This is a genomic window from Kitasatospora sp. NPDC057518 (assembly GCF_042802075.1).
GTDB lineage: Bacteria > Actinomycetota > Actinomycetes > Streptomycetales > Streptomycetaceae > Kitasatospora.
On the sequence record NZ_JBHVEU010000053.1, the window covers coordinates 1 to 23,122 of the forward strand.

12 protein-coding genes are annotated in these 23,122 nt (G+C 73.9%); 5 read left to right on the plus strand and 7 right to left on the minus strand.

All coding sequences use genetic code 11. From position 1 onward, the window contains the following. Positions 1–95: 95 nt before the first annotated feature. Together ACFU7Z_RS08275 and ACFU7Z_RS08280 are read right to left on the minus strand one after the other, a co-directional pair. Complete coding sequence (locus ACFU7Z_RS08275; protein ID WP_117486841.1) at positions 96–452, minus strand: zinc ribbon domain-containing protein YjdM; 357 nt, start codon at positions 450–452, stop codon at positions 96–98. Positions 453–573: 121 nt separating this feature from the next. Beyond that, the gene (locus tag ACFU7Z_RS08280) at positions 574–1,236 is read right to left on the minus strand and encodes a TetR/AcrR family transcriptional regulator (protein WP_380742461.1); all 663 of its coding nucleotides are present in this window, start codon (positions 1,234–1,236) and stop codon (positions 574–576) included. A 99-nt stretch (positions 1,237–1,335) separates the two neighbouring features. Between ACFU7Z_RS08280 and ACFU7Z_RS08285 the strand changes: the two genes are divergently transcribed. Next, positions 1,336–2,349, plus strand: a complete 1,014-nt coding sequence (locus ACFU7Z_RS08285; protein WP_074005951.1) for a zinc-binding dehydrogenase — start codon at positions 1,336–1,338, stop codon at positions 2,347–2,349. A gap of 193 nt (positions 2,350–2,542) precedes the next feature. Beyond that, positions 2,543–5,359 carry a penicillin acylase family protein gene (locus ACFU7Z_RS08290; protein WP_380776985.1) on the plus strand — a complete coding sequence of 939 codons (2,817 nt, stop codon included), beginning with the start codon at positions 2,543–2,545 and terminating at the stop codon, positions 5,357–5,359. A gap of 41 nt (positions 5,360–5,400) precedes the next feature. Here ACFU7Z_RS08290 and ACFU7Z_RS08295 read toward each other — a convergent pair whose 3' ends face one another. Further along, on the minus strand, positions 5,401–5,703 hold the full coding sequence (locus tag ACFU7Z_RS08295) for a hypothetical protein (RefSeq protein ID WP_380776986.1): 303 nt from the start codon (positions 5,701–5,703) through the stop codon (positions 5,401–5,403). 175 nt (positions 5,704–5,878) lie between these two features. On the opposite strand from ACFU7Z_RS08295, the gene ACFU7Z_RS08300 reads away from it, so the two are divergent. The 3 genes from ACFU7Z_RS08300 (at position 5,879) to ACFU7Z_RS08310 (ending at position 9,310) form a co-directional block, all read left to right on the plus strand. Then, on the plus strand, positions 5,879–6,433 hold the full coding sequence (locus tag ACFU7Z_RS08300) for a YceI family protein (protein WP_074005987.1): 555 nt from the start codon (positions 5,879–5,881) through the stop codon (positions 6,431–6,433). Between the two features lie 131 nt (positions 6,434–6,564). Next, positions 6,565–7,782 (plus strand): pyridoxal-phosphate dependent enzyme, encoded by a 1,218-nt coding sequence (locus ACFU7Z_RS08305; RefSeq protein ID WP_380776987.1) that lies wholly within the window; start codon positions 6,565–6,567, stop codon positions 7,780–7,782. A gap of 142 nt (positions 7,783–7,924) precedes the next feature. Next, positions 7,925–9,310, plus strand: coding sequence for a hypothetical protein (locus ACFU7Z_RS08310; protein WP_380776988.1), 1,386 nt, complete (start codon positions 7,925–7,927; stop codon positions 9,308–9,310). A gap of 58 nt (positions 9,311–9,368) precedes the next feature. Here the strand turns inward: ACFU7Z_RS08310 and ACFU7Z_RS08315 are convergent, their stop codons facing one another. Genes ACFU7Z_RS08315 through ACFU7Z_RS08330 form a run of 4 tightly spaced genes read right to left on the minus strand, consistent with a single transcriptional unit; the run spans position 9,369 to position 23,071 of the window. Further along, positions 9,369–10,424, minus strand: a complete 1,056-nt coding sequence (locus tag ACFU7Z_RS08315) for a zinc-binding dehydrogenase (RefSeq protein WP_380776989.1) — start codon at positions 10,422–10,424, stop codon at positions 9,369–9,371. Then, on the minus strand, positions 10,421–12,085 hold the full coding sequence (locus tag ACFU7Z_RS08320) for a phytoene desaturase family protein (RefSeq protein WP_380776994.1): 1,665 nt from the start codon (positions 12,083–12,085) through the stop codon (positions 10,421–10,423). The genes ACFU7Z_RS08315 and ACFU7Z_RS08320 overlap by 4 nt, the downstream gene beginning before the upstream one ends. 29 nt (positions 12,086–12,114) lie before the next feature. After that, entirely contained in the window at positions 12,115–13,839 is a 1,725-nt protein-coding gene (locus tag ACFU7Z_RS08325) for a phytoene desaturase family protein (RefSeq protein ID WP_380776990.1), read from the minus strand. Beyond that, positions 13,826–23,071, minus strand: coding sequence for an amino acid adenylation domain-containing protein (locus ACFU7Z_RS08330; protein ID WP_380776991.1), 9,246 nt, complete (start codon positions 23,069–23,071; stop codon positions 13,826–13,828). Before ACFU7Z_RS08330 ends, ACFU7Z_RS08325 begins: the two co-directional genes overlap by 14 nt. Between the last annotated feature and the right edge of the window lie 51 nt (positions 23,072–23,122).

A 23,122-nucleotide genomic window follows, 5' to 3' on the forward strand; every position in this document is an offset into this window, starting at 1 on the left:
GCCGAGCTGATGCTCAGCGGGGCCGAGTAACGCCACCCCGAATTAACCAACAGCGTCAGTCCCTCCCGGCGGGGCGCGGCCGTTCGGGCCCGTGGTCAGGCCTTCTTCACCACGCTGGACTTGAGCTGCATCGCACCGAAACCCTCGACGCGGCAGTCGATGTCGTGCCCGTCGACGCCGTCCACCAGGCGGATGTTGCGCACCTTGGTGCCGGCCTTGATGCCGGAGACGCTGCCCTTGACCTTGAGCGCCTTGACCACCGTCACGGTGTCGCCGTCGCTCAGCACGTTGCCGACGGCGTCCTTGATCACGCGCTCGCCGGCCGGCGCTCCGGCCTCGTCGGCCCCGCCGGGCACCCACTCGTGGCCGCACTCGGGGCAGACCATGAGGGCGTTCATCTCATAGGTGTACTCGCTGGAGCACTGCGGACACGGGGGAAGGTTGTCGCTCATGGGATCAGGATATCCAGGCCGTACGGATCCGGTCCGCGCGGCGATCGGCGAGGTCAGCGGGGGTTGCGCGCGGAGCGGCCGACAGCGGCGCGGACCGCCCGGACGCCTGCGCTCCGCAGCCTCAGCCCGCGGTGAGCGCGAGCCGGATCCAGCGCTCGGACTCCGCGACCGCCGCCCCCACGTCGAAGGCCTCCGGCGCGGCCGCGGCCTGCACCACCAGCCCCTTGAGCAGCCCGACGAAGGCCGGCGCGAAGGCCACCGGGTCCACACCGGGACGCACCTCCCCGTCCCGCTGCCCCTGCCCGACCACCTCGGCCGTCCACGCCCGGGTCCGGGCGTCCAGCTCCGCCACCGCGCCGGTCAGCTCCGAGGCCCCGGCGAGCGCCTCGGCCCCCAGCACCACGAAGGCCCGACCCAGGTCGGTCGGGTTGCGGACGCCCTCCAGGCAGCCGCGCGCGAACCCGCACAGCTCCTCGGCGGCCCCCGCCCCGCTGCGCGCCGGTGCGGCCGACGCCATCGCCTCGGCCAGCGCCGCCTCCTGCAGTCGCGCCAGCAGCGCGGCCTTGGAGCCGAAGTAGTGGGTGGCCAGGCCCCGGCTGAAGCCGGCCTCCTCGCCCACCCTGGCCAGCGTGACCCCGGTGCTGCCGTGCTCGGCGATCAGCCGGGCGGCGGCGGCGATCAGCGCGGACTCGGCCCGGGCGCGCCGCTCGGCCTGGGTGCGGCGCGCCGGCGCCTCCCGGAGCGCCCCGGCCCCACCGGTTCGGTCCTCATCGTGCGTAGACATGCCACCATGCTAGTGTGAACTTGCTTGTTGAATAACAAGTAACTTCCGGAGCGGCGGGCACTCCCCCGACCCGCCGCCCCCGTGAGAAGGGAAGTCCCGATGACCGCCACGATGCTCGCCGGCCGGCTCGACGTCGCGAAGGGCGCCTTCGCCGTGGAGGAGGTCCCCGTCCCGGCCCCCGGCCCGGGCGAGGTGCTGATCAAGGTGGAGGCCGCCGGCGTCTGCCTCTCCGACGTCCACCTGATCGAGGGCATGCTCAAGCCGCTCTACCTCAAGGGCGACAAGGTCACCCTCGGCCACGAGGTCGCGGGCACCGTGCACACCCTCGGCGAGGGCGTGACCGGTACGGCCGTCGGCGACCGGGTGCTGCTGCAGGCCGGCGAGACCCGCGACGGCGTCGTGCACACCCGCGGCGTGGACTACGACGGCGGCTGGGCCGAGTACGCGCTCGCCACCGCCACCACCCTGGTGCCGATACCGGACGAACTCCCCTTCGAGCAGGCCTGCTTCATCCCCGACGCGGTCTCCACCCCCTGGGCCGCGATCACCGCCACCGGCGCCGTACGCCCGGCCGAGGCGGTCGGCGTCTGGGGCGTCGGCGGCCTCGGCGCCCACGGCGTGCAGCTGCTGCGGGCGATCGGCGCCTTCCCGATCGTCGCCGTCGACCCGCTGCCGGCCGCCCGCGAGCGCGCCCTGGCCTTCGGCGCCGACGCCGCCCTCGACCCGGCCGACCCGGGCTTCGCCGGGCTGCTGCGCGAGGCCACCGGCGGCCGCCCGCTGTCCGTCGCCTTCGACTTCGCCGGGGTCGCCCCGGTGCGCGAGCAGGCCATGGCCACCCTCGGCGAGCACGGCCGCCTGGTGCTGGTCGGCCTCACCAACAAGCCGCTGACCGTCACCAACGGCACCCTGGTCAGCTACCTGCGCCAGCAGATCCGCGGCCACTACGGCTCCGAGGGCCAGGACGTCGTCGACCTGGTCAACCTGGTCCGCGGCGGCCGGCTGGAGTTCTCCCGCTCGGTGAGCGGCACCTTCCCGCTGGCCGAGGCGGCCCGCGCGGTCGAGGCGCTGGAGCACAAGGAGGGCGACCCGATCCGCCTGGTGCTCAAGCCCTGACCCGACGCGCCACCGACCCGGCGCCGCACCTCCGGACTGCCCCCGGCTGGTGCGGCGCCGCTCCTTCCCGACCGACCCACGGACGGCCAACTCCGCTCCCCCGTACGGGAAATGGCATGCACGCCACTAGCCAACCGGCCAGTAGCACCCCTACCGTCGACTCTTCCGTGAGACTTCGACGGAGGAGTCCGCCTTGCGGTCACGCCAACGCCAACGCCCCCGCCCCCGCTCCCTCCGACTCCCGGCCGCCGCCCTCGCCTCGGCCCTGATCGTCACCGCCGCCCTCACCACCACCCCCACCGCCGCCGCGCCGGCCCCCGCGACCGCCGCCGCCAACGACTACTGCGGCGGCCACTGCGCCGACATCCTGCCGCCCGGCGAGAACGGCAACGCCACCCTCGCCGACATCCTGCTCAACCGGGCCTTCGGCACCCGCCCCGCACACACCGACGACCAGCTCGGCCCCTACGCCGCCCTCGCCTCCGGCTACCCCGGCCTGACCGAGGCCAAGCTGCGCGACTTCTTCAACGACGCCTCCTTCGGCGTCCCCGCCGACCAGGTGGCCAGCACCACCAGCCCGCGCCCGGACGTCGCCATCGTGCGCGACAAGGCCACCGGCGTCCCGCACATCACCGGCACCACCCGCTACGGCACCGAGTTCGGCGCGGGCTACGCCGCCGCCCAGGACCGGCTCTGGGTGATGGACCTCTTCCGGCACGTCGGCCGCGGCCAGCTGTCCGGCTTCGCGGGCGGCGCCGCCGCCAACCGCCAGCTGGAGCAGACCTTCTGGCAGGCCGCCCCGTACACCGAGGCCGAGCTCCAGCAGCAGATCGACACCATCGCCGCCCGCGGCGGCCGGGCCACCCAGGCCCTCGCCGACGCCAACGCCTACCTCGACGGCGTCAACCAGTACGCCAAGGAGTCCTACAACGCCCGCACCTTCCCGGGCGAGTACGACCTCACCGGGCACATCGACCCGATCACCAACGCCGGCTCGATCGAACCGTTCAAGCTGACCGACCTGGTCGCCCTCGCCTCCGTGGTCGGCGCCCTGTTCGGCTCCGGCGGCGGCGGTGAACTGGCCTCCGCCCAGGTCAAGTCGGCCGCCGAGGCCCGGTACGGCAAGGACGCCGGGGACGCGGCCTGGGCGTCGCTGCGCGAGGCGGACGACCCGGAGGCCGTCCAGACCCTGCACGACGGGCAGAGCTTCCCGTACGCCACCGTCCCCGACCACCCGCAGGGCGAGGCACTGCCCGACCCCGGCTCGGTGGTGCCCGAGCGGGTCGTCTACGACGCCACCGGCTCCGCCGACTCCGCCACCACCGCGGCGAACGGCGTCCTGCCCGGCAACCTGCTCACCGCCCGGCACGGCATGTCCAACGCCCTGCTGGTCTCCGGCGCCCGCACCGACGACGGCCACCCGGTGGCCGTGTTCGGCCCGCAGACCGGCTACTTCGCCCCGCAACTGCTGATGCTGGAGGAGATCCAGGGCCCCGGGATCAGCGCACGCGGCGCCGCCTTCGCCGGCCTGAGCTTCTACGTGCAGCTCGGCCGCGGCCAGGACTACGCCTGGAGCGCCACCTCGGCCGGGCAGGACATCACCGACACCTACGCCGTCCCGCTCTGCACCACCGACGGCTCCCCGGTCACCACCGCCGCCAGCTCCTATATCTGGCACGGCCAGTGCCTGCCCTTCGACCGGCTGGAACGCAAGAACACCTGGAACCCGACCACCGCCGACTCCACCCCGGCCGGGTCCTACACCCTGGTGATGAACCGCTCCCGGTACGGCCTGGTCACCGCCCGCGGCACGGTCGGCGGCGCACCCGTCGCCTTCACCTCGCTGCGCTCCACCTACCGGCACGAGGCCGAATCCATCATCGGCTTCCAGGAGTTGAACGACCCCGGCGCGGTGCACGACGCGGCGGGGTTCCAGCAGGCGGCGCAGGACATCAACTACACCTTCAACTGGTTCTACGCCGACTCGCGCGACATCGCGTACTACAACTCCGGCAGCAACCCGGTCCGCGCCCCCGGCGTCGACCCCGGGCTCCCCGTGAAGGCCCAACCCGCCTACGAGTGGGCAGACTTCGACCCCGTCGCCAACACCGCCCGGTACACCCCGGCGGCCGAGCACCCGCAGTCCGTCAACCAGGACTACTACATCTCCTGGAACAACAAGCAGGCGAACGGCTACACCTCGGCCGGCTTCGGCAACGGCTCGGTGCACCGCGGCAACCTGCTGGACGACCGGGTCAAGTCCCTGCTCGGGAACGGCGGCAAGGTGAGCCGGGTCTCGCTCACCCAGGCCATGGAGGGCGCCGCCTTGGCCGACCTGCGAGCCGAGGACGTGCTGCCCGACCTGATCCGCGTACTGCGCAGCGCGCCCGTCACCGATCAGGCCACCCTCACCGCCCTGCAACAACTGGAGGCCTGGCTCGCCAACGGAGGCCAGCGGAAGGAGACTTCACCGGGCAGCCACGGCTACGCGGACGCCACCGCGATCCGGGTGATGGACGCCTGGTGGCCACTGGTCGCCGAGGGCGTCATGCGGCCGGGCCTCGGCGACCCGCTGTTCGGCGCGCTGACCGGCGCCCTCCAGATCAACGAGTCCCCCTCGGGCGGGCAGACCGGCCCCGGCGGCGGCCCGGTGAGCGCCAACGAGGCCATCCCGCACAAGGGTTCGGCCTTCCAGTACGGCTGGTGGAGCTACCTGGACAAGGACCTGCGCGCCGTCCTCGGCGACCGGGTGGCCGGCCCGCTGGCCCGGCCGTTCTGCGGCGGCGGCGACCTCGCGGCCTGCCGGACCGTCCTGCTGACCACCCTGAAGCAAGCCGCCGCCCGGACGCCGGCCCAGGTCTACCCGGGCGACGCGGACTGCGCGGCCGGCGACCAGTGGTGCGCCGACACGATCATCCAGCGCCCGCTGGGCGGCGTGACGGACGCCAAGACCACCTGGCAGAACCGCCCGACCTACCAACAGGTGGTGCAGTTCCCGAGCCACCGCTGAGCGACACCGCCGGTGCCCCCGGCCGGGGCACCGGCGGCCGGTCACCTGGACCGCGCCGCGGTCTCGTCCTCGTCGCCCCGCAGGTTGCCGGCCTCGCTCCGCAGCCGCCTGCCCGCGACCGTGTACGTCCTGGCCGTGCCCCGGTTCGTCACCCGGTCGCCGACCGCGCCCGCCAGCTCCCCGATGCTCTCCACCAGCCCGGCGAGCGCACCCAGCAGCGCCGCCTCCTCCTTCTCCGGCACCCTCTCGCGGCCGCTGTCCCGCGCCTTCGGCAGCGCGTTCTCCCGCACCTGCCGCTCCGCCTCGCCGACCGCGTCGACCATCGCCCGTATCCCGCTGTCCAACCCGGCCCCCTCGTCTCCCCGTTCCTCCGACGTACCCCGCGAGCCTTCCCACCCCGTGCCCCACTTAGGCCCAGCCCGACGCGCGACCCGCGGGAACTGCCCCTAGCGTGGTCCGGGGACCGCCCGACCAGCCCCGGGCCGAGACCCGGGACCCGCACCAGGAGGCATGCCGACCATGACCGCCAACCTCTCCGAACTCACCGGCGACTACGTCCTCGACCCCACCCACACCCGGATCGGCTTCGTCGCCCGCCACGCCATGGTGACCAAGGTCCGGGGCGCGTTCCACCAGTTCGAGGGCACCGCCCACCTGGACGGCGCCGACCCGTCCCGCTCCTCCGGCCAGGTGGTGATCAAGGCCGAGAGCATCGACACCGGCGTGGAGCAGCGCGACCAGCACCTGCGCACCAACGACTTCCTGGACGCCCCCACGTTCCCCGACATCACCTTCCGCTCCACCGCGGTCGAGGCGCGCTCCGACAGCGACTTCCGGGTCACCGGCGACCTCACCATCAAGGACACCACCCGCCCGGTCACCATCGACTTCGAGTACACCGGCAACGCCGTCGATCCGTACGGCAACCTCCGGGTGGGCCTGGAGGGCTCCGTCACCATCAGCCGCAAGGAGTACGGCGTCACCTGGAACGCGGCCCTGGAGGGCGGCGGCGTCCTGGTCGGCGACAAGGTCGTCCTGGAGTTCGACATCTCCGCAGTCCGCCAGAGCGCCTGATCCGGACCCGCCCCGCCCGGAACGGGCCCGGAACGCCCGGAACAGCCGGAACCGGTCCCCCACGAACGGGTTCGCGCCGCGGCCCGCCGAACCGCCGGACCGCGGGGCGGCCGCCCGGCTAGTCTCCTGGCATGCCAACAGAAGACTCCCTCGCGACCGGCCAGCGCTCCCTCGGCGACCCCGCCCTCGACTACCCGCTCTGGCCCCCGCTCACCGCCGGCTGCCCGCGCACCAGCACCGAGGACGTCTCCTACCCCGTCGAGGTCGACTACGCCTACGACAAGGCCGACCCGGCGGGCCTGTTCGCCCCCGCCCCGGTGCGCGGCGGCCTGGAGCGCTGGGCCCCGCTGCTGCCGCCGCTGCTCGCGCCGGGCCTGGGCGAGGGCGCCACCCCGCTGGTGGAGGTCTCGCCCGGGGTGTACGTCAAGGACGAGTCCCGCAACCCCACCTGGAGCCACAAGGACCGGCTGAACCGCTGCACCACCAGCGCCGCCGTGGGCGCCGGCGCGCCGGGCCTCGCGGTCGCCTCCTCCGGCAACCACGGCGCCTCGGCCGCCGCCTACGCCGCCCGCGCCGGGCTGCGCTGCGTGGTGTTCACCGGCCCGGACACGCCGCCGAACGTCGACGCCTTCCTCAACGCCTACGGCGCGGTGGTCCTCCCGGTGCCATGGGAGGCCCGCTGGCCGCTGCTGCGCCAGGTGGTGGACCGGCTGGGCCTGCACCCGGTCAGCAACCTGACCACCACCCACACCGGGCACGCGTACGGCCCCGAGGGCTACAAGACCGTCGCGTACGAGATCTTCCAGGACGTCGGCCTGCCGAGCGCGGTGTTCGTCCCGACCGGCTACGGCGAGCTGCTGTTCGGCGTCTGGAAGGGGTTCGTCGAGCTGCACCGGCTGGGCCTGACCGCCGGGGTGCCGCGCATCCACTCCTGCGAGACGGCCGCCTCCGGTCCGCTCGCCCGGGCGATCGCCGACGGCCTGCCCGCCGCCCATGTGACGGTCGGCCCGAGCGACGCCTACTCGATCACCTCCCCGGTCAGCGGCTACCGGGGCGTGCTCGCGGTCCGCTCGAGCGGCGGCCGGGCGCTGACCCTGGACGACGGCCAACTCGCCGACGCTCAGCGGGAGCTGGCCCGGGCGGGGCTGTGGACTGAGCTGTCCGCGGCGGCCGGTCTGGCCGGGCTGCGCAGCCTCGGCGAGCCGGACCTCTCCGACGGCCCGGTGGTCTGCGTGTCGACCTCCAGCGGCTTCAAGGACAAGGGCGTCGGCACCCGCAGGACCGAGCCGGTCGCCCCCGCCTGGGACGCGGTCGAGCGCCGCCTGCGGGCGGCCGGCATCACCGGCTGAACGCACGGTGCTTCACCGCCGCGAGGCGTGCTGTTCGCCTGCCCGTCCCTGCTCGTAAGGTCGCCGTAGGGTCGGTGTTCGCCGAGCGCCAGCAGGCTTGCACCCTCCGTCAACTCCCGCCTCCTGCCGAAGGGTAGCCACCGTGTCGCGTTCCCTCCGCCGCCTGCTGCCGCTCGCCGTCGCCGTCGCGGCGGTGCCCGTGCTCGCCCTGCCCGCCCTCCCGGCGGGCGCCGCCTCGTACGGCACCCCGACGATCACCTTCTCGGCCGGGTACCTGTCCGGCGCCGTCGGCGCCACCGGCGACCCGACCGTGACGGTGACGGTCGCCCAGTCCGGCGCCGCGGCCTCGGCGCTGACCGTCGCCGCCTCGGCGACCACCCGCAGCGCCGTCGCCCGCACCGGCGACGTGACGGTGAGCGGCACCGGCGGCGCCCGCACCCTGGCGGTCGCCGCCCAGGGCGTCGGCTACGCCGACCTCACCATCAAGGTCACCGGCCTCGGCGGCAAGAGCGCCACCCGCACCCTGCACTACGCCGCCTCCCCCGCCGTCCAGTCCTCGGCGACCAGCCGCTACCTGACCGGCTCCAGCGACGCCTCGGCGGCCGTGGACGCGGGCGGCGGCTTCATCGTGGTCGGCGACGACGAGTCCAACACCCTGCGCCTGTACGACCGCAACAACTCCGGTGCGCCGGTCCGCACCTGGGACTTCAGCTCGGCCCTCGGCGTCTCCAAGGAGATCGACATCGAGGCCGCCACCCGGGTCGGCAACACCATCTACTGGACCGGCTCGCTCGGCAACAACAAGGACGGCGTGGTCAAGCCCGACCGGCACACCGTCTTCGCCACCACCGTCACCGGTTCCGGCGCCGACACCCAGCTGTCCCTGGCCGGCGCGTACCACGGCCTGCGCGACGACCTGATCTCCTGGGACGACGCCCACGGCAAGCGCTACGGCTTCGCGGCCGGCGCCGCCGACGGCCAGGCGCCCAAGCAGATCGACGGCTTCAACGTCGAGGGCCTGGAGTTCGCCCCCGGCAGCACCAGCACCGCCTACATCGGCTTCCGCGCGCCGCTCACCCCGGCCGTCACCGGCGGCCGGGCGCTGCTCGTCCCGGTCACCAACCTCCCGTCCCTGGTGAACGGTTCGGCCGCGCACGCGACCTTCGGCGACCCGGTCGAGCTGGACCTCGGCGGGCTGTCCGTCCGCGACATCCGCCGCAACGACCTCGGCCAGTACCTGATCGTGGCCGGCTCCTGGTCCGCCGAGGACAACTCCGCCCCGTACGCGCTCTACCGCTGGAACGGGCAGCCCGGTTCCAAGCCGACCAAGCTGATCGACCTGCCGACCAGCGACTACGGCGCCTGGGAGGCCGTCACGGACGTCCCGGACCTGGACGCCCCCGGCGCCCGCGCCCAGCTGATCACCGACGACGGCTCCACCGACCTCTACAACGACGGCACCGCCGCCAAGGACCTCACCCACCCCGAGTGGAAGAAGTCCCGCAGCACCTGGTTCACCCTGGGCTGACCGCGCGCCAGGGCCCTTCGGCACATCCGCCGAAGGGCCCTGCCCCACGTCCGTCCGCTCAGAGCTCGACCAGCACCTTCCCCCGGTTCGCCGAACGGTCCAGGTAGAGGCCGCGGTAGGCCGCCGGGATGCTGTCGAACCCCCGGTGCAGCGTCTCCTGGTACACCAGCTCCCCGCTACGGACCAGTGCGCCGAGGTCCCGCCGCAACGCGGCCCAGTTCTCCTCGGTGAACCACTCCAGCGAGAAGATGCCGCGGATCGTGGTGCGCGGGAACATGATCATCGGCAGCAGCCGCGGCCCCGCCCAGTCCCCGCCGACCTGGCTCCCCCACTGCCAGCAGACGGCCACCCGGCTCTCCACCGCGAGCATCCCGAAGACCACGTCGGTGAGCGCCCCGCCGAGGCTGTCGAAGTACCGGTCGATGCCCTCCGGCGCCAGCTCGGCCAGCTCCTTCCGCAGCCGCTCCGGCGCGTCGCCGTCGCGGTACAGCAGCACCCCCTCGAAGCCCAGCTCCCACAGCCGCTCCGCCTTCTCCGGCGAGGCCGTGGTGCCGATCACCCGGGCGCCCCGGTGCCTGGCCAGCTGCCCGACCAGCGAGCCGACCGCCCCGGAGGCCCCGCTGACCAGCACCGTCGACCCGGGGCGCACGTCGAGGAACTTCTCCACCGTCCCCCAGGCCGTCATCCCGGGCCCGCCCAGGATGCCGAGCGCGGTGGTCAGCGGCAGGTCATCGCCGTAGTCGGCGGGGTCCAGCCGGCGGAAGGCCGGGAAGACCATCGGGAAGGTCCCGGTCTGCCAGAAGCTCGGCGCGCCGGTGCTGACCAGGTGGCTGCGCCAGCCGCCGAAGCCCTGCACCAGGTCGCCGACGCCGAAGCGCGCGGCGGGCCCGGCCTCCACCACCTCCATGATCGAGTCCGCGCCCATGTGGTCGCCGATCGGCGTGTCCAGCGCGATGCCCTGGAGGTACGGGTCGACCGAGACGTACCGGGTGCGCAGCAGCATCTCGTCCGCCGCGAGCCGGACGTCCACCTCCTCCACGACCTTCCGGTACATCCGCTCGACGTCCGGCACGCCGTCCACGTGCTCCCGCACGACCCACTTCTCGATCCTCACGAGGTGACTCCAAACTGGCGGTCGGCGGGGCCGACCGGTTCGATGAGCAGGGTGGGCGGCGGTGCGCTGTCGTCCACCTCGGCCCTGAAGGGCCTGCCGTCGTCCCGGCAGATGAACTGGACGACGTGCCGGCCGGCCGCCGCCGCCCGGATCAGCCCGCCGGTCGTCGCCCAGACCCCGGAGAGGTAGAAGTTCGCGAGGCCGGGCAGCCCCGGGCCGTTGCGCTTGACCTCCTCCTCCAGGGTCTCGCCGCTCTCCACGAAGGGCTGCCAGCCCAGCACCGTCCCGTTGTAGTTGCCGGTGTAGCGGACCTGGGTGAGCGGGGTGGAGACGTCCTTGACCGCCACCGCGTCCCGCAGCCCGGGGTGGTGGCCGTCCAGGTACTCGACGATGGTGTCGCGCACCCGGCGCTTCGCCCGCTGGTACTCCCGCCCCCGGCCGACCGGCAGGGTGTGCAGCTCCTCGCCGCGCCGCACCCGGGGCTCCTGCTCCGGCCCGGTGCTCAGCTCCCGCCAGGGCGCGATGTCGCAGAAGTAGCTGGCGTACACCACGGTGGTGTCGGCGGGCGACAGCTCCGGGTAGTGGCGGCTGCGGAACTGGACGTTGATGCTCGGGTGCCGGATGCCGGTGAGCCGCTCGGCGACCTCGTCCTCCAGCAGGTAGGTGGTGCACGGGTCCCCGGCCGGGAAGGGCCGGCGCAGGCCGAGGAAGACGGTCACGTAGCCGGGGAAGACCATGCCCGGCTCGGTGATGGTCTGGGTGTACAGCCGGCGGTAGGTGTCGCTCAGGTAGCGGCCCTTGAGCAGGTCCATCATGGTCGTCCGGCCGTCGCAGGCGGCCACCACGATGTCCGCCCGCACCTCCTGGCCGTCGCTCAGCCGCACCCCCACCGCCCGGTCGTCCTCGATCAGGATCCCGGTCACCTTGGTGTTGTACGTGATCTCGCCGCCCAGCCGCCGGTAGCGCTGCTCGATCGAGGTGGCCAGCCCCAGCGAGCCGCCCTCCGGCACCCCGGCCGACTGCCCGGCGTGGCAGGCGAGTTGGAAGTAGTTGGGCAGCACCGGGAAGTTGGGGTGCTTCTCGTACAGGATGAAGTTGAACGCCTCGCGCAGCAGCGGGCTGCGGAACTTCGCCGAGTAGTCGCTCATCAGCACCGTGATCGAGCGCCGGATCACGTTGAAGTACGGCAGGAAGGAGGCCAGCATCCGCGTCCGCTCCCACCACCCCATCAGCCCGACCGGCTTGAGGAAGGGGTAACGGGCCAGCGCCAGGCGGAACTTGCGCAGCCCGGCGCAGAACTGCCGGATCTGCCGGGCGTCCTCCGGGGCCAGCTCCAGCAGGTGGGCCTCCAGCCGGTCCGGGTCGGAGTAGAAGTAGACCGCCCGGCCGTCCCGGGTGCGCACCACGTTGAAGACGTCGAAGTTGCGCATCCGCTTGCCCTGCAGCGCGCCGAGTTCGAGCCAGATCTGGTGCATCTCGTTGCCCGGGCCGCTGCCCAGCAGCCAGCTGATGCAGCAGTCGAAGGTGAACTCGCCCCGGTCCCAGCCGGTGCAGCAGCCGCCGGGGATCTCGTGCATCTCCAGGATCCGGGTGCGGTAGCCGTTCATCTGGGCGAAGCAGCCGGTGGAGAGCCCGCCGAGCCCGCCGCCGATGATGACCATGCTCTGCCGGCCGCCGCTGGTCGTCCCGCTCACTCCGCCACCCCCACTTCCGCCACTCCTGCCTCCGGCACTCCCACGTCCGGCGCTCCCACGGTGGCGCGGTCGAGTTGCGGCAGGCGACCCCACTTGCCCGCGTGCCAGGGTTCCCGGTTGTCGCTGGGCCAGGCCCGGAACGGCCGGCCGAGCTCCCGGCAGAGGTACTGCGCGGCGAACCGTCCGCTGGTGGCGGCCCGGATCAGCCCGCCGAGCGCGGTCCACTGGCCCGCCATGGAGAAGCCGCTCAGCCCGGGCAGCCGCATCCGGTCCTTGTTGACCAGCCGGTTGGCGGCGTCCTCGGCCTCGGAGAAGGCCTGCCAGGCGAGGATGCTGCCGTAGGTGTTGCCGGTGAACCGCTCGGTGGTCACCGGCGAGGCGACGTCCACGAGTTCGATCCGTCCGCCGAGCCCGGGGTACGTCCGCTCCAGGAACTCCCGGACGAACGAGGCGACTTCCTGCTTGCGCGCCCGGTAGGCCCGGCGGTCGCCGGTCCGCAGGTCCTTCCAGGAGCGGTAGTCGCTGAAGTAGGTGCAGTGCAGCACCGACTTGCCGGGCGGCGCGAAGCCGTCCGCGTAGGAGGACCGCAGCTGCACCACCAGGCTGCGCTGGAGCGAGCCGGGCAGCCGCTCGCCGTCCTCGGGCGACAGCAGGTAGGTGGTGCTGTGCGGCTCGCCCTCGGGCAGCGGTCCGTCGATGCCGACGAAGGCGGAGACCACGGCCGGGTACAGGTTGCCCGGCTTGTCGAGCAGTTCGCCGTACAGCTTCTCGGTGGCGGGGCTGGAGTAGCGGCCCTCCAGCAGCCGCTCGAGCACCGTCGGGCCGTCGCAGGCGGCCACCACGTGGTCGGCGAAGTGCCGGGTGCCGTCCTTGAGTTCCACCCCGATCGCGCGCCCGTCCTCGATCAGGACGCGCTCGACCCGGCAGCGGTAGCCGATCACCCCGCCGAGCGAGGTGTAGCGCTCCTCGACCGAGCGCGCCAGCCCGAGCGAACCGCCCTGGGGGAAGCCCGCGTTGCCGTTGTGGGCGGCCGCCAGGGTGTAGAGGTACGGCAGCAGCGGGAAGCCCTCGGGCTCCTGGAGGAACATGTTGGGGAAGGCCCGCCGCAGCAGCGGGTCCTGGAAGCGCTCGGCGAAGCCGCTCATCGGGGTGGTCGCGGTGCGCCAGAACAGCCGGAACGCGGGCAGGACGGCACGCAGGGTGCGCAGCCGTTCCGCCGTGGTGCGCAGCGGCGGCGGGGTGAGCTCCCAGGGCAGCTCCATCGCGGCGTAGCGGCGCAGGTCGCGGCAGAAGGCCCGGATCGGCTTGGCGTCGCCGGGTGCGAGGGCCAGCAGGTGGGCCTCGAGCCGGTCCGGGTCGCCGTAGAAGGTGACGGCCCGGCCGCGTTCGTCGACCACCCGGTTGAAGGTGTCGAAGCGGGTCACCGACTTGCCGTCCAGGGCGCCGAGTTCGCTCCAGACCTGGTGCGCGCCGGTGCCCTCGGCGGTGCCGATCAGCCAGTCGATGCAGTAGTCGAACAGGTAGCCGTGCCGGGACCACGCGGTGCAGCAGCCGCCGGGCAGCACGTGCTTCTCGAAGATCCGGGTCTCCAGGCCGCTCATCTGCGCGTAGCAGCCGGTGGCGAGGCCGGCCAGGCCGGCCCCGATCACGATCACCCGGGGCGGGCCGCCGGCGGCCCGCTCCCTGCCGGACCAGTCCGGCCCGCGGTCAGCCGCGGCCATCGGCGGTGCCCCCGGCCAGGATGGCGCCCGCCAGTTCGGCGTTGCGGGCGGCGAAGTCCCCGTCGAGCATCTCGGCGTGGGCGCCGTGCCCGACGTACACCGCGGTGCCCGTGGTGGAGGCGCCGTGCCAGGAGCCCGGTTCGCCGCCCACGTGCACGGAGAGCCGGTCGCGCTCGCAGACCACGTCCAGCTGGGCCCTGACCGTTCCGGTGTTGGGCGTCCGGCTGCTGAACTCCAGGTAGTCCCTGGCCTGTTCGAGGGTCTCCTGGGCGACGATCCGCGAGCCGGTGTGGCGGTGCAGGTGCTCGTGGAGTTCGCGTTCGAAGACGGCAAGGTGCTCCTCGCCGAGGTCGAAGGCCTCGGTGACCCGGTAGGCGTCCACCATCAGCACCGAGGCCACCGTGCGTCCGCGCCGCTCCAGCTCCTTGGCCACCTCGAAGGCGAGGTTGCCGCCGAGCGAGTAGCCGAGCAGGACGTACGGCCCGGCGGCGTGCAGCTCCTCGGCCAGGTCCGCGTAGCGGGCGGTCTTGTCGTCGCCGGTCAGGTAGTTGAAGGAGGCGATCCGGTGTTCCGGCAGGTGCGCGGCGAGCTGCCGGTAGACCAGCCCGTGGCCGCCGGCCGGCGGGAAGCAGAAGACCGTGTGCTCCTCGGGCGCCCCGGCGTTGAACCAGAGGTAGGGCTCGCCGCCGGCCACCTCGCCGGTGATGATCTGCTCGACGGTGCGGGCCATGCCGTGCAGGGTGGTGACCTTGAACAGCAGGCCGACCGGGATGCTGATGTTGAACTCGCTCTGGAGGTGGTGGATCAGCTCGATGAGCCGGATCGAGCTGCCGCCGAGTTCGAAGAAGTCGTGCTGGAGGCCGACTTCGTCCAGGCCGAGCAGGTTCCGCCAGTGCTCGGCGACGCTGGTCTCGTAGAGCGTGACGGGCGGTTCGTGCTGGGCCCCGGCGGTGTCGGCCTTGGGCTCGGGCAGGGCCGCGAGGTCGACCTTGCCGTTCGGGGTGAGCGGCAGGGCGGGCAGCTCGGTGAGGTAGGAGGGGATCATCACGGTGGGCAGGTGCTCGGCCAGGTGGCGGCGCAGTTCGCGGCGGTCCAGCACGGTGCCCTCGGCGGGCACCACGTAGGCGGCGAGGACGGCCTCGCCCCGGGCGTCCTGGCGGACGGCCACGCAGGCCTGGGCGAGTTCCGGGCGGGCGGTGAGGTGGGCCTCGATCTCGCCCAGCTCGATCCGGTGGCCGCGGACCTTGACCTGGTTGTCGATCCGGCCGAGCAGGTGCACGGTGCCCGCAGCGTCCCAGTGGCCGAGGTCGCCGGTGCGGTAGAGCCGCGCGGGCGTGCCGTCGAGGTCCAGGGTGACGAAGCGCCGGGCGGTCTGCTCCGGGTCGTTGGGGTAGCCGGCCGCGACGCCCGCGCCGCCGATCCACAGTTCGCCGGGCACGCCGACCGGGACGGGCTCGCCGTACGGGTCCAGGACGTACACGGCGCTGTTCGGGAACGGGCGGCCGATCGGCACCATCCGGCCGGGTTCCAGCCGGTCGGTGGCGCCCTCGTAGTAGGTGCTGTCGACGCTGGCCTCGGTCAGCCCGTAGGAGTTGACCAGCCGGGTCCGCGGGCCGCACAGGGCGCGCACCCGCTGGTGCTCGGCGGCCTTCCAGGAGTCGGAGCCGACGATCAGCAGCCGCAGGAAGTCCAGCGGCAGGCCCTCGCGCTCGCAGTGGGCCAGCAGCGCGCGGGCCACGGCGGGCACGAACTCGCCGCCGTCCACGGCCTCCTCGCGCATCACCCGGTACAGCCGGGTGGTGTCGAAGAGCAGCTCGCGGTCGACCAGGACGAGGGTGCCGCCGGTGCTGAGCGCCCGGGCGAGGTCGCCGGAGAAGACGTCGAAGGCGGTGCCGGCCATCTGGAGGTGCACCCGGACCTCGGTGTCCAGCCGGTACTCGGCGCGCCAGCCGGCGGTGACGGCGGCCAGGTTGCGGTGGTCGACCCGGACCCCCTTCGGACGGCCGGTGGAGCCCGAGGTGTGGATCAGGTAGGCGGCCCGGTCCGGGTCGGCGGCGGGCAGCGGTACGGCGCCCCCCAGCACGGGCCGGTCCAGCTCCTCCAGGGTGACCGGTGTGGCGGGCAGGTCGGCCGGGAGCGGGCGCCGCTGGTCGACCACCACCAGCGCCGCTCCGGCGTCCGTGACCTGGTGGGCGAGCCGGTCGGCCGGGTGCCCGGGGTCGAGCGGCAGGTAGGCGGCGCCGGCCCGCCAGATCGCCAGCAGGGTGCTGATCAGCTCGGGCGACTTGTCCAGGCAGACCGCGACCACCGAGCCCTCGCCGACGCCGAGTTCGCGCAGCCGTACGGCGGTGCGCTGGGACTGCCGGTCCAGTTCGCCGTAGGTCAGCCGGCGGACGCCGTCCCGGCCGGGCGCGACCACCGCGACCGCCTCCGGCCGCTCGGCGGCGGCCTTGGCGATCAGCTCCGGCACCGGGGTGTCGTGCTCGATCCGGCGCTCGGCGCCGCTGAAGCCGGTGAGGATCTCCCGCCGTTCGGCCTCGCCCAGCATCCGCAGCCGCCCGACCGGCTCGCCCTCGGCGGCGCGGGTCATGGCGTCCAGCAGGTTGCGGTAGTGCGCGGCCAGCCGCTGGACGGTGGCGGGCTCGAAGAGGTCGGAGTTGTACTTGAAGACGCAGTGGAAGCAGCCGTCCGCGCGGTCCTCGTAGGCGGACAGCGTGAGGTCGAACTGGCCTTCCTCCTCCGGGAGTTCGATGTACTCCAGGCGGTAGCCGAAGCGCTCCACGGCGACCTTGTGGGTGAGCAGGATGAACATCGCCTGGAACACCGCGGAGCGGCTCGGGTCGTGCTGGAGCCCCAACTGCTCGACCAGCAGCGGGAAGGGGTACTCCTGGTTGTCCAGCCCGCCGAGCACGCTCTCCCGCACCCGGGCCAGCAGGTCGGCCACGGTCGGCTCCCCGGCCAGGCTCACGTGCAGCGGCAGCGGGTTGACGAAGTAGCCGTAGACCGAGGCGAACTCCTCCTGGGTGCGGCCGGTGACCGGGCTGCCGACCACGATGTCCGGCTGCCCGGACCAGCGGTGCAGCAGCAGGTAGTAGGCGCCGATCAGCACCATGAACGGGGTGGCGCCGTTGGCGCGGGCCAACTCGTGCACCCTGGCGGTGAGTTCGGCGTCCAGCTGGAAGAACTCGGAGGCGCCGTTGTGGGTCTGCACGGCCGGGCGCGGCTTGTCGGTGGGCAGCGCCAGCACCGGCATCTCGGCCGGCAGGTGGCCGCGCCAGTAGTCGAGCATCCGCCGGGCCTCGGGCCCGGCCAGGAAGCGGTTCTGGCGGTTGAGGAAGTCCAGGTAGCGGGCGGGCACCGGGGGCAGCTCCGGGGTGCGGCCCTGGCGCAGCGCCTCGTAGACCTCGAACAGCTCCTCGATGAAGGTGAAGGTGGAGATCGCGTCCGAGACGATGTGGTGGACGGCCTTCATCAGCACCCAGCGGTCCGGCCCGCGCCGGAACAGCCGCAGCCGGACCAGCGGGTCCTCGGCGAGGTCGTACGGCCGCCGGTACTCGCGGACGATCAGGTCGTGGATCTCCTCCCACGGCCGGCCCTCGACGTCGAACAGCCCGGTGTCGGCCTCGACCTCCTCCCGGATGCGCTGGACCGGGCGGCCCTCCTCGGCGGTGAAGGCGGCGCGCAGCTCGGGGTGCCGGGCGACCAGGAACCGGAAGGCCCCGAACATCAGCTCCGGGTCGAGCTCCGCGCGGACCTCCACGGCGCCGCCGATGTTGTACGCGAAGCCGTCCGGGTGCAGCAGGCGCAGGAACCAGAGCGCCTGCTGGTTGTGGGTGAGCGGGAAGCGGGACTCGTCGGCGTACAGCTCCACCTCGGCCTCAGCCGGGCTGCCGGCGGCGGCGAGCCGCTCGGCCAGGCCCTCGGTGAGCAGGTCGACCAGGTCGCCGAGGCTGCCGTTGCTGAGCAGGGCCACCACCGGCAGGGCGACGCCCAGTTCGCCGTGCACCCGGGCGCGCAGCTCCATGGCGAGCAGCGAGTCCAGGCCGTGCGCGCCGAGTCTCGTGTCGGCGTCGATCCGTTCGGCGGCGATCCGCAGCACGGCCGCGGCGGCGGCGGTCAGCCGGTCTGCCACCAGCTCCCGGCGGGCCTGCGGGTCGGCCGCGCGGTACGCGTCCAGGAAGCCGCCGGTCTCGGCCGGGGCCTGCTCGGCGGCGCTCGCCGCGAGGTCGGCGACCAGCGGCGGCGGCGCCGGGTACCAGGCGAGGAAGGTCGGCCAGTCGACCACGGTGGCGACCAGCAGCTGGGCGCGGTCCTGGCCGAGGACGCGCTCCAGGACGGCCGTTCCGGCGTCCGGCGGCAGCGAGCTCATGCCGCGGGCGTCGCGGTAGTGAGCGACCAGGCCCAGCTCCTCGATCATGCCGGTGGCCCACGGGCCCCAGTCCAGGCTGAGCCCGGGCAGCCCCTCGGCCCTGCGGTGGTGGGCCAGGGCGTCCAGGAAGGCGTTGCCCGCCGCGTAGTTGGTCTGTCCGGCGGTGGTGAGCAGCGAGGCGACGGAGGCGAACAGCACGAAGTGGTCGAGCGGTTCGTCGCCCAGCAGCCGGTGCAGCAGGTGGCCGCCGACCACCTTGGGGCCGTAGCCGGCATCGAAGGCCGGACGGTCCATCTGGGCCAGCAGGGTGTCCTTGACCTGCCCGGCGAGGTGGAACACGCCCCGGATCGGCGGGAGTTGGCGCTGCCGGTAGTCGGCGAGCCAGCCCGCGAGGGCGGCCTCGTCGGTGACGTCGACCGGGGCGAGCAGCGGTTCGGCGCCGAGCGCCTGGAGTTCGCGCAGGAAGGCGATCCGCTCGCCGACGGGGGTGTCCGGGTCGGTGTACGCCCACTCCGAGCGCTCCGGCAGGGCGGTGCGGCCGACCAGGATCAGCCGCCGGGCGCCGCGCCGTACGAGGGTGCGGCAGAGCAGTCGGCCGAGCGCGCCGAAGGCGCCGGTGACCAGGTAGCTGCCGTCGGGGCGGAGGACCGGCGGCAGCGGGCGGGTGAGGCCCTCGGCCTGCCGCAGCCGGCTGGTGAGCCGGACGCCGGCCCGCAGGGCGATCTCCTGCTCGTCCCGGGCCGCGAGTTCGGCGAGCAGCGCCTCGGCCTGCTCGGCGGCGTCGACGGCCGGGTCGAGGTCGATCAGGGTGCCGCGCTGGGCGACCAGCTCCTGCTGCCACAGCACCCGGCCGATGCCCCAGGCGGGGGCGCCGAGCGGTTCGACCCGGTCGCCGGGGGCGGCGGGCTGGGTGCCCCGGGTGACGATGTGCAGCCGGCCGTCCGGGCGGGCGGCGGGCAGGGCCTGGGCGAGGGTGATCAGGGAGTAGGCGCCGAGGGTCGCGAGCGGGCCGAGCCGGTCGGCGGCGGTGGCGGCCAGCGCGGGCTGGTCGAGGTTCCAGAGGTGGACGACGGTGCCGAAGGCTGGGTCGAGGTCGGCGAGCAGCCGCCGGACGTCCTCGGCGGAGTCGGGCCGGACGGTCGAGTGCCCCTCGCCGTGCCGGTACTCGTCTCCGGGCCGGACCAGGTGGCAGCGGGTGCCGCGCCCGGCGGCCAGGGCCGCCAGGCGGTCGCCGAGGCCGCCCTCGTCGGCGAAGAGCAGCAGGTCGCCGGGGGTCTCGTCGAGGGGCGCCTCGGCGGCGGCCACCCAGTCGACCTCGGTGAGCCAGCCGTCGATGGTGGACAGCCCGACGGAGGCCGGGGCCTGGGCGACGTCGGCGACCCGGAAGCCGGTGACCCGGCCGACCGGGGTGCCGTCCTCGGTGTAGAGCGCGAGGTCGCCGACGAGCTCCTCGCCGCTGTCCCGGGTGACGGTGGCGTGCACCCAGAGCGGGCGGTCGCCGATCGCGTCGAGCCGGACCTCCGCGATCGAGACGGGGAGCCGAACGCTGCCGCCCTCGGGCACCGCCAGCCGGGTGGTGAGCAGGGTCTGGAAGCAGCCGTCCAGCAGCACCGGGTGGAGGTGGTGGTCGGCCGCGTCCGGGCCGAGCTGGGTGGTCGGCCGGATCCGGGCCAGCGCCTCGCCAGGGCCCGCCCACACCTCGGCGATGGCCTGGAAGGCGGGGCCGTAGTCGTAGCCGCGTTCGGCCAGCTGCCGGTAGCAGTCCGGGCCGTCCAGGTGCCGCCCCCGGGCGCGCAGGGCGTCCAGGTCCGGCGCGGGGCCGTAGGAGCGGCGCTGGCCGGTGCGGACCCGGCCGCCCGCGTGCACGGTCGGCTCGCCGCCGGCCGGGGTGGAGGCGATGGTGAAGCGGGCGTCCTCCGGCGCGTAGCCGAGCTGGACGGGGACGGGCTCGGCCTCGGAGAGGAACAGCGCCCGGTTCAGCTCGATCTCGGCCAGCGTCACCTCGGTGCCGCCGGTCAGGGTGCGGACGGCCTGGGCGGCCATCTCCAGGTACCCGGCGGCCGGGAAGACCACCTGGCCCTCGATCCGGTGGTCGGTCAGGTAGGGCAGCCGCTCGGGGTCGAGGGTGCCGGTCCAGCCGGGCTGGGCGCTCGCGGTGCGGCGGCCGAGCAGCGGGTGGTCCAGCCGCCCGAGCCGGACCTGCTCGACCGGCTTGGGCTCCACCCAGTACCGGTCGCGCCGCCACGGGTAGGCCGGCAGCGGCACCGGGCGGCCGGCCGGGTGCAGCGCGTCCCAGCTCAACTCGACGCCGAGGGTGTGCAGTTCGGCGAGGCTGCGGGCGAGGCGCTCGGGCTCGTCCTGCTGCCGGCGGATCGACGGCAGGGTGTGCGCCTGCTCCGCGCACTCGCGGATCGCGTGGCCGAGCACCGGGTGCGGGCCGAGCTCCAGGAACAGCCCGTGCCCGTCCTCGGCCATCCGCTCGACGGCGGCCCGGAAGCGCACCGGGTTGCGGACGTTCTGCCACCAGTACTCGCCGTCCAGCTCCGGCCCGCGGGCGAGCCCCTCGCGGGCGGTGAGGTAGAGCGGCAGCCGGGCCGCCTGGGGCTTGATGGCGGCGAGCGCGGCCACCAGCTCGCCGCGGATCGGGTCCATCCGCACGCTGTGGTACGGGACTTCGACGTCCAGCAGGCGGGCGAAGACGCCCTGCTGGCGCAGCTCCTCGGCCAGTTCGCCGAGGGCCTCGGCGTCCCCGGCCAGGGTCACCGCGGAGGGGCTGTTGACCGCGCCGAGCGAGATCTGGGAGCGGTACGGGCGGATCCGGCGCTCCGCCTCGGCCTCCGGCAGGCCGACCGCGAGCATGGTGCCGGTGCCGGCCAGGCGCTGCTGGAGCCGGCTGCGGGCGAGCACCACCCGGACGGCGTCGGCCAGGTCGTAGACCCCGGCCTCGTGGAAGGCGGCGACCTCGCCGGTGCTGTGGCCGACCACCGCGTCGGGGCGCAGGCCGTGGCTCCGCCAGAGCGCCGAAAGCCCCACCTGGACGGCGAAGTTGGCGGGCTGGGCCAGCCAGGTCTCGGCCATCCGGGAGTCCGCCTCGTCGCGGTCCAGCTCGGTCAGCAGCGACCAGCCGGCCTGCGCGCGGATCTCCCGGTCGACGGCCCGCACGGCCTCCCGGTAGACCGGCTCGTGCTCGTACAGCCCCCGGCCCATGCCCCACCACTGCGGACCCATGCCGGTGAACACCCAGGCCAGCCGGCGCTGCCGGCGTTCCCGGGCGTGGCCCTGGACCACCCGGGGGTGCTCCTCGCCGCGCTCGTACGCGGCCAGCGCCTCGTCCAGGTCCTCCCGGGTGGAGTAGACCACGCCGAGCCGCTCGGGCAGGTGCTGGCGGCGGTGCGCCAGGGTGTGGCCGAGGTCGGCGAGAGACGACCCGCCGGCGAGCTCCTGCCGTACGGCAGCGGCCAGTTCGGGCAGTCCGGCGGCGTCCTTGGTGCTCAGCGGCAGCACCGTGCGGGCCGGCTCGGCCACCGGTGCGGCGGGCCCGGGCCGCGGCGGCTCCTCCAGCAGGACGTGGGCGTTGGTGCCGCCGAAGCCGAAGGAGTTGACGCCGGCCCGGGCCGGGCCCCGGTGCTCGGGCCAGTCCACCGGGGCGGTCGGGATCTCGAACGGCAGCGCGTCGAGGTCGATGCCGGGGTTGGGCCGCTCCAGGTTGAGGTGCGGCGGGATGCGGCGGTGCTTGATCGCGAGCGCGGTCTTGATCAGCCCGGCGACGCCGGCCGCCGCCTCGGTGTGCCCGATGTTGGTCTTGACCGAGCCGACGTAGCAGCGGTCCCCGGCGCGGCGGCCGACGCCGAGCACCCGGCCGAGGGCGGCGGCCTCGATCGGGTCGCCGACCGGGGTGGAGGTGCCGTGCGCCTCGACGTACTGGAGGCTGCCGGGCAGCACCCCGGCCTCGGCGCAGACCCGCTCGATCAGGGTGACCTGGGCGTCCGCGCTGGGGACGGTGATGCCGTTGGTGCGGCCGTCCTGGTTGACGCCGGTGCCGAGGATGACGGCGTGCACCGGGTCCCCGTCCCGCAGCGCGTCGGAGAGCCGCTTGAGCACGACCACGCCGACGCCCTCGGCCCGGACGTAGCCGTCCGCGGAGGCGTCGAAGGCGCGCGAACGGCCGTCCGCGGAGAGGAAGCCGCCCTTGGTCTCGGCGATCGTGTACTGCGGCGCCATGTGCAGCAACGCACCGCCGGCCAGGGCGAGTTCGGTCTCGCCGCGGAGCAGGCTCTGGCAGGCGAGGTGGACCGCGACCAGCGAGGAGCTGCACGCGGTGTCGATCGAGACGCTCGGCCCGCGGAAGTCGAAGCAGTGCGAGATCCGGTTGGACACCATCGTCATCATGGTGCCGGTGGCGGTGTGCGCCGCGATGGTGGCGAAGTCGAGGTCGGCGAACTGGAGGATCTTCCAGTCGAGGGTGAAGGCGCCCATGTAGACGCCGACCTCCCGGCCGGCCAGCTCGCCGGGGCGCAGGCCGCCGTCCTCCAGGGCCTCCCAGCTGACCTCCAGGAGCTTGCGCTGCTGCGGGTCCATGTGCTCGGCCTCGCGCGGGCTGATCCCGAAGAAGTCCGGGTCGAAGGTGTCGAAGCCGTCGATGTAGCCGCCCCGGCCGCCGATCAGCCGCCCCGGCTTGGCCCGGTCCCTGCTGCCCAGGGTGCCGGTGTCGTAGCGGTCGGCGGGCGTCTCAATGAGACAGTCCCGGCCCTCGATCAGGTTGCGCCAGTAGGACCGGTGGTCGTTGGCGTGTCCCGGCAGGCGGCAGCCGATACCGGTGATCGCGATGCGTTCGCGGGGCACGGCGAAGGGCGAGGAGGTCATGATCCAATCCGGGGTGGTGATGGCGTGGCGCCGGGGACACGGGCAGGTGGG